The 6,977-nt window shown below is 38.4% G+C and carries 6 protein-coding genes and 1 CRISPR repeat array; all 6 genes read left to right on the forward strand.

Annotated features, from left to right (window positions below; translation table 11 throughout):
* The first annotated feature begins 58 nt into the window (after positions 1-58).
* A CRISPR array of direct repeats spans positions 59-306; the repeat unit is 37 nt; unit sequence AGTTCTAAAACCTTTTCCCCGTAAGGGGACGAAAACT.
* Positions 307-473: 167 nt separating this feature from the next.
* The gene (gene cas1, locus QZU45_RS10155; RefSeq protein ID WP_295354963.1) at positions 474-1,466 is read left to right on the forward strand and encodes a CRISPR-associated endonuclease Cas1; all 993 of its coding nucleotides are present in this window, start codon (positions 474-476) and stop codon (positions 1,464-1,466) included.
* On the forward strand, positions 1,463-1,804 hold the full coding sequence (cas2, locus tag QZU45_RS10160; protein ID WP_295354966.1) for a CRISPR-associated endonuclease Cas2: 342 nt from the start codon (positions 1,463-1,465) through the stop codon (positions 1,802-1,804). Before cas1 ends, cas2 begins: the two co-directional genes overlap by 4 nt.
* Before the next feature lie 40 nt (positions 1,805-1,844).
* Positions 1,845-3,284 (forward strand): hypothetical protein, encoded by a 1,440-nt coding sequence (locus QZU45_RS10165; protein ID WP_295354969.1) that lies wholly within the window; start codon positions 1,845-1,847, stop codon positions 3,282-3,284.
* A gap of 120 nt (positions 3,285-3,404) precedes the next feature.
* Entirely contained in the window at positions 3,405-5,723 is a 2,319-nt protein-coding gene (gene cas10, locus QZU45_RS10170; protein WP_295354972.1) for a type III-A CRISPR-associated protein Cas10/Csm1, read from the forward strand.
* 2 nt (positions 5,724-5,725) lie between these two features.
* Entirely contained in the window at positions 5,726-6,241 is a 516-nt protein-coding gene (gene csm2 / locus QZU45_RS10175; RefSeq protein ID WP_295354975.1) for a type III-A CRISPR-associated protein Csm2, read from the forward strand.
* 21 nt (positions 6,242-6,262) lie between these two features.
* The gene (gene csm3, locus QZU45_RS10180; protein ID WP_143075464.1) at positions 6,263-6,931 is read left to right on the forward strand and encodes a type III-A CRISPR-associated RAMP protein Csm3; all 669 of its coding nucleotides are present in this window, start codon (positions 6,263-6,265) and stop codon (positions 6,929-6,931) included.
* Positions 6,932-6,977: the final 46 nt, after the last annotated feature.

Below are 6,977 nucleotides of genomic sequence, written 5' to 3' on the forward strand. Positions count from 1 at the left end.
CCCCGTAAGGGGACGAAAACATAAAAAAGAACAGTTTATCCATTTGTTTTATCTCCTAAGTTCTAAAACCTTTTCCCCGTAAGGGGACGAAAACTCATATCTTCGATTAGTCTCTTATCGATTGTATCTTGTTCTAAAACCTTTTCCCCGTAAGGGGACGAAAACCTTAAGTCCAGATGACACGTTGCTTTCGCAAAAAAAGTTCTAAAACCTTTTCCCCGTAAGGGGACGAAAACTATACTTCTTCAGGAATATCAATGTATCCACACCAGTTCTAAAACCTTTTCCCCGTAAGGGGACGTTTTGCATATAATTTTCTATGATTTGTACTAACTTATTATGATTTTTCATAAATACATCAGAAACTCATGAATAAATAACCTTTTATAAAATAAGGAAAAATCTTAGAGTTAACAGCGTTGGCACACCTGTTGCTATTCCCTAGCTATCAAGAAAAAAAGGGAGTAACAGATATGTGTGATTTGGTTGTTACAGAGAATGGTTCTGTTGTTGGAACCGAGAAAGGAAGAATCTACGTAAAACTACATGATGAGGAATTAACAACATTTCCTTCTGAATCACTCGAAAGCATCACCTTAATGAGTAATTCAACCGTTACAGCTTATCTGATCAAACAGTGTCTGACAAAAAACATTCCAATCCTTTATATAACCCAAAATGGTAAATATCTCGGAGGATACAGAGGGGTAACTACAAATAAAACAAGCATCCAGAGAGCTCAGTGCGAACTCTTTAATACAGAGTTTTCTTTGAACTTCGCCAAAAAGATCGTTACCTCAAAAATCAAGAATCAGATCTCCCTGCTCTATCGTCATAAGAACTGTGATGATATTTCTGCAAATATAGAAAGCATGAACAACTTAAAAAAGAGAATTCTGTTCTGTGATTCTATTGATGCTGTAAGGGGGTATGAAGGTAGGGCTGCTGTTATTTATTTCAGAGGACTTTCCAAACTGTCCGGAGAATTTGCTTTTGACTGCAGATCACGCAGACCGCCTCTAGATCCATTTAATTCAATGCTGTGTTTTGGTTATTCCATACTATACAACCAGATTTACTCTCTGATTGAGTCAAAAGGATTAAATCCTTTTTTTGGATTTTTCCATGCGGACGGCGATGGACATGCTTCGTTAGCAAGCGATCTGATGGAAGAATGGAGACCGCTTATAGTTGATTCTTCAATTCTTTCACTTATGAGAAAGAAAATGATCTTCAAAGAACAGTTTAATAAGGATGAGGATGGAGGCGTCTACCTGAATAAAGATGCTATAAAAACATTCAGAGCCTACATTCAAAACAAGCTCTTTCAAAAGAATCATACTGTAGAATCAGTTGAGGAGAAGAAATCATATTTCGATTTCATATCTCACCAGATAAGTACTCTTATCAGGGCGATTCTGCAAAAGGACTTCAGTCAGTTTGAATGTATGGAGGTTAAAGCATGAGCACCTCAGATACACATGTTTTTTTGGAGAAGGATATTAGAGTTACCGACGACCACCAGTACATAGTACTGATAGCCTATGACATTTCATCCAACAAAAGGCGTAACAAGATTAGTACCCTTCTGAAAAGTTTTGGCTTCAGAATACAGTATTCAGTATTTGAAGCAACATTGAGTCGAGATTCACTGAAAACACTTCGAGAGAAAATTGTTAATTATCTTGAAGAACATGACAATCTGAAGATATTCTGTCTTGCCAATTCATCTAAGGCATGGGAATATGGAAAGTCAGATTTAGAAAGTAAGAGTTTTACTGATACTAAGACAATAATTTGCTGATAAGTAATAAGTATTATCAGCTTTGATCTAGGATGTATAAATGTCAAAAAGAGTTTTATTTTCACCGGTTGGTGGAACCGATCCTATTTCTCAGGACAACTGCTATGACGGTTCTATGCTGCATGTCTGCAGACATTTTAAGCCAGATACCGTATATCTGTATCTTTCAAAAGAAATGCTGGATTTTGAAGAAAAAGATCATCGATACACCGAAGCAGTCAAACTCCTTTCAGACAAACTGAAACAGCCTATTGAAGTAAAACTTATCACCAGACCTAAGCTGACTGATCCACATAACTTCAACTATTTCTTTGAAGACTTTAATAACGAGATAAAAGCTATTGTTTCTTCATTATATAAAGATGATGAGCTACTGATAAATATCTCATCAGGTACCCCTGGGATGAAAAGTGCTCTGAACGTAATGTCCACATTAGGAGAGTTCAGATGCACCTGTATCCAGGTTTCCAATCCTGAGAAAAAGATGGGAGAACATACTCACAGGAATGATTTTGACCTCATGACGCTGTGGGAGCTGGATCCAGACAACGAGGACACGTCAGAAAACCGCTGTTCCGTGGTTAAATGCCCAAATCTTTTGCTGTTAAAAGAAGAACAGAATATAAAGTCCTTTCTAAGACAGTATGACTATCATGCAGCCTATTCTCTGGCTAAGGAACTTGAAAAAACTCACTCCAAAGAAGCTGTTGCAAGATATATTGATTATCTTGAGTTTGCCAAAGAACGCAGCGCATTTAAAAACGTAAGTTCCTTAGAGAATAAATTAAAAGATGTCTCTGAGCTATTACCTGTATCCGGTCCAAACAGACCTGTATTTGAATATGCATTACTGTGCGATTTAAAGTGGAAACGCGGAGAATTATCTGACTTTGTCCGTTCTTTATCTCCGCTGATTCAGGAACTGTTTCTGAGAGTCGTGGTTGTGAACATTTATCATGATTTGGCAAAGCTGATAAAAGATGCCAATGAACTAAATCCTTATAAGAAGACTGGGAATATAAATAAAAGACCAGAAGGGGGCAGTAAGGAAGTATGGGATATTACCACTATGGAAGTTCTTTCAGAAGAGGATGAAACGGTAAAAGCTATTCTTAATGTATTTAAAGAAGGCTTTAAAAAAACATTTAACCCAGATGAAAGATATTCTAATGTTACATCCGAAAGCCTATGTAAGATCATAGAAAAATTAGGTAAAAACGAGGAGCTGAAAAATGACATCAGCATACTGCGTCATCAGGTGGAAAGCACAATCAGAAATCTTCTGGCCCACAAGATTTTCTATATTGACGAGGATTGGATTAAACGTGCAACCGACAATCTGAATGAAGAGCAGATCATGAAGCTGCTTAAGAAAGTCTTCCGTTACACTGATGTGAAAGTAAAGGATGAGTACTGGAATTCATACGACAGAATGAATGACTTTATTATTGCCAAGATAGACGGATTGAACAAAGAATAATTCTTTGTATGTAAAGACAATTTCTTAGCAGGAACGAAACCAGACTCATAGAAATTCAAAATAATTTTTGGATAATTAAACAATTAACAAAAATAAACCGAGTTCTATAGGGAGATTTCCTTGAATAGTACTGAAGTAAAATTAGCATTGGGAGCCCTTCTCTGCAGTATTGGCAAACTTTACTACAGAGGATCGCTGATAAGCGCAGAGGAGTATGGTTATACTGCACTAAACTCCATAGTCAAAATATCAGATCCGGACATTCTGAATACCGTTCGCTACCATAAGCTGTCAGATAAGTTCACAGCTTCGCTTGAAGATAATGCCTTTGCCTATATTGTTAACCTGGCAAAGAGAATTGCAGATTCATCTGATTTTAAAAAACATAAACTGCTGTCAGCAGGGAAAAAAACTCCATTAAAGAGTATTTTCAACCGTCTTAACGATAACAGCGGCAACAGTTTCTTTGCGCCACAGATACTTGGTGAAGAAAAATATATCAATTATCCATCTGATAAAAATGTCTCTGTAGACCGAGAGTTTTATCAAAAGATAACCGACAGATTAACCAGAAGCATTCAGGGCACAAAGTATACAGCAGCTTCTTTTAATGCCCTACTGTCAGATCTAGAGGCCTTAACCTCTTTTATTCCGGCATCAGCCTCTGATGAGGAATTAGGAGATATCTCATTCTACGATAACGCAAAAATTACCGCTGCCATTGCCTCATGTCTGTATCAGTATGCTGATGGCAATACCAATTACAGAGAGCTGTTCCATTCAAAAGATAAGGATTTTCTCAAAGAGGACGCCTTTATGCTGTTCTCAATGGATATATCCGGCATTCAGAGCTTCATTTATACAATCAGCTCAAAAGGAGCATTGAAGAGTCTGAGAGCCAGAAGTTTTTATCTTGAAGTAATGATGGAACATGTAATCGATGAGTTGCTTGAAAAGCTGTCTCTTTCAAGAGCCAATCTGATTTACTCAGGTGGTGGACACTGCTATATGCTGCTTCCAAATACAGATACCATAAAGCAGGCCATCCGCAGCTTTGAATCAGAGCTTAATGCATGGTTTATCAGAAACTACCAGACCTCGATTTATGTTGCTACCGGCTGCGCTCCTTGCAGTGGCATGACACTGGAGAATGGAGATAACAATTCTCTTGCAAAGGCCTATCATAACGTTTCTCAGGAGATTTCTCAGAAGAAGATGAAGCGTTACAGTGCCGATGAAATAAGAGCACTTAACAGCCAGTCATATGAGGGTAATAGAGAGTGCCGAATCTGCCACAGAACAGGAAAGGTTGATGGCAATGATACCTGCTATCTGTGCTCTGCCCTTCTTGAAATCTCAAAGAGCATTCAGAAAGAGGATTACTTCATTGTTACAACTGAAAAGCTGAGGAATACGGCTTTACCTCTTCCTTTTGATTGCTACCTTGTAGGACTTAGCGAACAGGATGTATCGGTTGCTCTGCAGAGTCAGAATTACAAACGACTGTACGTTAAGAATCAGACCATATCTGCCAGATATGCTGCAAACCACCTGTGGGTGGGAGACTATAAGAATGAAGATTTTGACCGTTACGCAGAAGAGTCTGAGGGAATCAGTCGACTGGGAATTCTCAGAGCCGATGTTGATAACCTTGGAGCCACCTTCGCCTGCGGTTTTCAGAAGGCAGGTAAGGACACCTACTCAAATCTTGCAAGAAGCGCCACTCTCTCAAGAATGCTTTCAATCTTCTTTAAGCATTACATAAATCTGATTCTTTCAGATGGCGAGAGCAGATATCTTTCAAAGGATGGTAAACGAAAGGTAGCCATCGTTTACTCCGGGGGTGATGATGTCTTCCTGGTCGGTGCCTGGAACGAAGTAATCGATGCCTTTGTGGATTTGAGAAATTCCTTCAGAAGATTCTCTCAGAATACACTTTCGCTGTCAGGTGGTGTTGGATTCTATCCAAACAAGTATCCAATCCACATTATGGCAGAGGAAACTGAAAAGCTAGTGGAGTGTTCAAAAGACATTCCAAATAAAGATGCCATAACCCTCTTTGATAGGGATAATTCATTTGGCTGGGAGAATTTCATTAAAGGCGTAATGGATGAAAAGTTTAAGCTTCTAAATGATTTCTTCAGAAGTGATAAACGCAGCGAGACTTCACAGACCTATGGAAGCTCGTTCCTGTATAACCTTCTTGATCTGATGAGAAATTCAGATCAGAAGATTAACAGAGCACGTCTTGCCTATCTGCTATCAAGAATGGAACCAAAGGGCGATAATCTAGAAGAAAAAACTCACTACAAAAATTTTGCAGGGAAGGTCTATGACTGGTACCCAAATAAGCAGGATCGCTCTGAGCTAATCTGTGCAACCTATATCTATTCATATATTTTCAGAGACAAATTCAATAAAACAGAGGAGAGGAAATAAACATGGCTCCTAATAACAATTACAACAATAAAGGCAATTTCAGTCAAAACAGAAACAATAATGGTAATAAGGGCTATCAGAACCATAATAATGGATCTGCTAAAAAAGAAGCTCAGAGCGTTCCATACAAACAGTTGTCTGATTTAAACTATGTCGATACAGCTGAAGAAGTTGTAAAGACACTTGAAAGAGACAACAAAGACAAAATAAAACTTACAACCTCTCAAATCCGAAATCTGCTGGCAATGACTTCGGAAATCCTAAACAAGATTAACAGCAGTAAAAGTGCTGAGGAGACTAATCCAGAGATTTCTCCTGCCATTGTTCAGTACCTGAATTCTTTTAAGATTCGCTCTGTTTACGAGTGTGGCAGAACCCCATCTGTAAAAGACTTTATCAATAAAGCCCATATTCTTGAGCATTTGAAAGAAATAAAAACCATGAACGACTGTGAGCTTTTCTGCCATTACATGGAAGCACTTGTGGCATATCACAGATATCAGGGCGGTAAGGATTAAAGGAATAAAGGAAGACGAATTATGTACTCAAAAATTAAGATCACTGGTGTTATTGAAGTTGTAACCGGCATGCATATAGGCGGAAGCTCTGCTTTCTCAGCAATTGGAGCTGTTGATTCTCCTGTTGTAAAAGATCCTCTTTCAGGACTTCCTTTACTGCCTGGCAGCTCTCTTAAGGGAAAACTAAGAACACTACTGGCCAGATCAGAAAACAAGAGTCCTGTAGATGATCCAAATAAGGATGATGAAAAAATCCTGAATCTTTTCGGAACTTCTAAAGGAAACATTAGAAATGCCCGTCTTCAGTTTTCAGATGCAGTTATGAGTAACTGGGAAACTCTGGAGAAAAGAGGTCTGAGAAGCTCTACAGAAGTTAAGTTTGAAAATACTATCAACCGTCTGACTGCAGTTGCAAATCCTCGTCAGATTGAAAGAGCTGTAAGAGGTTCTGAATTTCCTTTAGAGCTGATTTATGAAATCACTGAACAGAACAGTGATGAGATAATCAGTGATTTAGAGCTTTTATCAAAGGGCTTTACCCTGCTTCAGTACGACTATCTTGGCGGCAGCGGCTCACGCGGTTACGGAAAGGTTGCCTTTAGAAACATCAAGGCAGAACTTGCTGTAGGAGATAAACTCGACGACAGCGTTTTAGCAAAGTGCAATGACATTTTTAAAGATTTTCAGTAGAGATCTGCTTTATGAAAACAAGGATATATAAATTTTCCTTTAAAAC

This window comes from uncultured Succinivibrio sp. (assembly GCF_902756765.1).
Lineage (GTDB): Bacteria > Pseudomonadota > Gammaproteobacteria > Enterobacterales > Succinivibrionaceae > Succinivibrio.

Bases quoted from the DNA above. Each gene is read 5' to 3' on its own strand.
- cas1 (WP_295354963.1), top strand. From the start codon at position 474: ATGTGTGATTTGGTTGTTACAGAGAATGGTTCTGTTGTTGGAACCGAG.
- cas2 (WP_295354966.1), top strand. From the start codon at position 1,463: ATGAGCACCTCAGATACACATGTTTTTTTGGAGAAGGATATTAGAGTT.
- QZU45_RS10165 (WP_295354969.1), top strand. From the start codon at position 1,845: ATGTCAAAAAGAGTTTTATTTTCACCGGTTGGTGGAACCGATCCTATT.
- csm3 (WP_143075464.1), top strand. From the start codon at position 6,263: ATGTACTCAAAAATTAAGATCACTGGTGTTATTGAAGTTGTAACCGGC.
- csm2 (WP_295354975.1), top strand. From the start codon at position 5,726: ATGGCTCCTAATAACAATTACAACAATAAAGGCAATTTCAGTCAAAAC.